Genomic DNA, 3,070 nt, shown 5'->3' with positions numbered 1-3,070 from the left:
GCTTGAAGAAGGGCAGAAAAGGCTTGAAGAAGGGCAAAGCAGATTAGAGAAAGATGTGGCTATACTTAAAAACAAGGTAAGTAAATTGGAGGTAGACGTAGCAAAGCTGAAAGGAGATAACCTTGAAAGAAAAGTCAGAGAACGTGCACCTGCATACTTTGGAAGGTATTTTAGAAGGGTAAAGGCGGTCCCTATAGAGGAGTGGTCAGAGAAATTGGAAGATGCTCTGGATGGTGGGCTCATAAGTGAGGAAGAAAGGAAAGACGCACTAAACCTTGATGCATTAATAAGGGTAAAGTCTGAAGATGGTAGAAACCTTCTTCTTGCAGTGGAAGTATCCCACACACTTGAGGACAAGGATGCAGATAGGGCTCTTAGAAGGGCTAATGTTATTGCAAGGGTATATGGCATAGAGACCATTCCTGTGGTAATTGGAGCATATGTTCCAGAAGGCTTGCAGGACAGACATCCAAAGGTGCTTGTAGTTCAGGTCTCAGATGATAACTAAAAAAACCGTAGGAGAGGTCTTTTCCTCTGTAAGCAAGAAATATGACTTTTTCCTAAACCTCATAACCTTCAGAAGAATAGACCATTGGCAAAGAGACCTGTTGAATATGCTAAGTCCAGAGGGCAACAGGCTTGATGTTGGCACTGGCACGGGCGAAGTTCTTTTAAAGTCTCAAAACAAGGGCATGAGGGTAGGAATGGACCTGTCCCTTGAGATGCTAAAGCTGGCAAAGTCCAAGTGTAAGGTTTGTAAGTTTGTGGTGGCGGACGCAGAGAATATGCCTTTTAAAGACTCTTCCTTTGGCTCTATAACTCTATCCCTCGTATACAGGCATCTTTTAGATAGAAAAGCCTTTTTAAGAGAAGCCTACAGGATTTTGGAAAAGCACGGACAAATTGCTATGCTTGACATAAACCGCTTTAGTTTAACGCCTATTCTTATATTCCTCATGAAGTATCCACTAAAGCCTTTGGGACTTCTCCTCTTTGGCAGAGAAAAGTGGGACTTTTTTATCCACTCTTTGGAAAACTCCTTGAGTATTGAGGAAGTGAAAAAGGAGTTTGAGGAGGAGGGCTTTGAGGTTTTGGAAGTCCAGAAAAGGCTTTTTGGACTTGTCTACCTTATCCTTTCCAGAAAGAGGTGAGCTTTTACAGTTTTTGCTTTTTCTTTTCCTTTTAGCCTTTAGCCTTTGGAGGGTAGAGAGGGAAAACAGGTATCTTTGGTTTGAGGATGAGGGTATTGTTTGGCTAAGGCTTGAGGGAGTGCCAATAGAAACAGATAGGGGCTTGAGGTTTAGGGCAAAGGTAGTGGGTGGAGACCTTCCAGAGCTATACGGTAGGACTGCCTTTGTAAACATATACGGTCTTAAAGACCTTCCAACAGAGTCCTTTAGCCTTTATGGAAAGGTAAGGGCAGAAGGCTCAAGGCTTTTTATCAGCGGTAGCTATAGGGATATAGAGGATTTCCTTTCCGAAAAGACTTTGAGAAAATCCTACATAAACCGTATTCAAGAAAGAATACAAGACCCGCAAGTGAAAGCCTTTGTGCTTACATACCTTCTTGGTGAAGCCCGTGAGGGTCTTCCTCAAGACCTTCAGTATTACTTTACCAAAACGGGTCTTATTCACCTTCTTGTAATATCTGGCTTTCATGTGGGAATGGTCTTTCTCCTTCTTAGGTATCTCCTACCCTATCCTTACGGTTTGCTTTTGGGTGTTGTGGGTGTGAGCCTTTATGTGCTTTTGCTTGTTCCTAAGGAAGCTCCAGTTCTTAGGGCATGGCTTATGCTTTTGCTTTGGGTCTTAGTGAGGCTTTCTGAAGGTAGACCAAACTCTCTTGGCATACTGCTCTTTTCTGGTTCTCTCTTGCTTTTGTATAGACCTGAGTTTTCCCAGTCCTTTTCCTTCTGGCTTTCCTTCTTTGCGGTCCTATACATAATTCTTGGTCTTAGGCTTTTGCCTTCGGAAGGCTCATGGGTATACAGAAACTTGGGACTACCCTTTGGAGTTTCTCTTTTTGCCTTTCTTGGAGTGTCTCCTCTATTGCTTTCCTTTACCCATACAAGTCTTGGCAGTGTGCTTTTTAGTCCCCTTGTGGGCTATATGCTACTTCCCTTTACCGCCTACGGAGTTTTGGAGCTTATCACCTTCTTTAGCCTTCCCACCCTTCCTTTGGAGCTTATGGGTAAGGCTGTCATACAGGTAGTGGAACTGCTTTCAGTTTTTGACTTGAGGGTAGGTTTTGACCTGTCTGTAAAGAGCTCCTTTGCAATAAGCACTCTTGGAGCTTTTCTGCTATACCTTTTATCCCTTGTGTTTACCTCTTCAAGGCATAAAGCACCTTCTCCATAAGGCTATAGGCTACCTCTAACTCTCTAAATATCTCTTCCGCAAGCTCTTCATCGTAGGTGTGCGGTTAGGTTTCTCAAGTCCACAAGCCTAAAAAGCCCTATTCCTTCTTCTTCTGAAAAAGCCTCTCCAGACATGCTTAAATATTCTCTTAGGCACATCCTTGGCGAATTGCATACAATACCATGAACCTCATAAAGGTAAAACTTCACACACTTCCAAAGAAGCTCATAGGTAAACTCAAACCTTTGAATTGCACAGTCTCTAAAAAACTCATACAGCTCTGAACCTCTCTCATCCCTTGCCTTCAAAAGGGCACTTTTGAGCCTTCTCATAGCCTTCTCAAAAGCCTCAAGAGCATCCCTTAGCCTACCCATACAACCGCCTCTTTGAGAATCTTCTCTCTAAATTCCTTGTTTACCTTTGAGAGCTCCACAAGGTCTACCTTGTATGGAAGCCAAGACTCTTCCAAAAGCTCTGATATATAGGTAAGGTCTCTGGAGAGGTCTTCTGAGCTTTCAAAGGCAAGGTCTACGTCAGAAAACGCTCTGTTGTCCTTTCTTGCCCTTGAGCCAAAAAGGTATACCTTGACCTTTCTGTCTTTGAAATATTCCCTTAAGAAACTTCTTAGCTCCTCAAGGTTTTTGAGCTTGTTTGGAAGTGCATACACAGACCAATTATAAAACAAAAAAGCCCCGCACAAGGCGGGGCTAAG

The 3,070-nt window shown here is 43.1% G+C and carries 5 protein-coding genes; 3 read left to right on the top strand and 2 right to left on the bottom strand.

The genetic code is table 11. From position 1 onward, the window contains the following. The 3 genes from WKI49_05870 to WKI49_05860 all read left to right on the top strand — a co-directional run. Positions 1-508, top strand: a 508-nt coding sequence (locus WKI49_05870; GenBank protein MEJ7622017.1) for a hypothetical protein, incomplete at its 5' end; no start/stop codon positions are given. Continuing rightward, positions 498-1,151, top strand: coding sequence for a class I SAM-dependent methyltransferase (locus WKI49_05865; protein ID MEJ7622016.1), 654 nt, complete (start codon positions 498-500; stop codon positions 1,149-1,151). The genes WKI49_05870 and WKI49_05865, both read left to right, overlap by 11 nt. Next, the gene (locus tag WKI49_05860) at positions 1,084-2,358 is read left to right on the top strand and encodes a ComEC/Rec2 family competence protein (protein MEJ7622015.1); all 1,275 of its coding nucleotides are present in this window, start codon (positions 1,084-1,086) and stop codon (positions 2,356-2,358) included. The genes WKI49_05865 and WKI49_05860 overlap by 68 nt, the downstream gene beginning before the upstream one ends. Positions 2,359-2,405: 47 nt before the next feature. On the opposite strand, the gene WKI49_05855 is transcribed toward WKI49_05860, so the two are convergent. Together WKI49_05855 and WKI49_05850 are read right to left on the bottom strand one after the other, a co-directional pair. Further along, positions 2,406-2,732: a nucleotidyltransferase substrate binding protein gene (locus WKI49_05855; protein ID MEJ7622014.1), complete on the bottom strand. Its 327-nt coding sequence runs from the start codon at positions 2,730-2,732 to the stop codon at positions 2,406-2,408. Next, positions 2,720-3,070: nucleotidyltransferase domain-containing protein (locus tag WKI49_05850; GenBank protein MEJ7622013.1), on the bottom strand; the 351-nt coding region annotated here is incomplete at its 5' end. The genes WKI49_05850 and WKI49_05855, both read right to left, overlap by 13 nt.

Source organism: Aquificaceae bacterium, from assembly GCA_037722135.1.
Lineage (GTDB): Bacteria > Aquificota > Aquificia > Aquificales > Aquificaceae > Pampinifervens > Pampinifervens sericum.
Note: the sequence above shows the minus strand (reverse complement) of the source record. Positions and strands in the feature narration are given on the sequence as shown.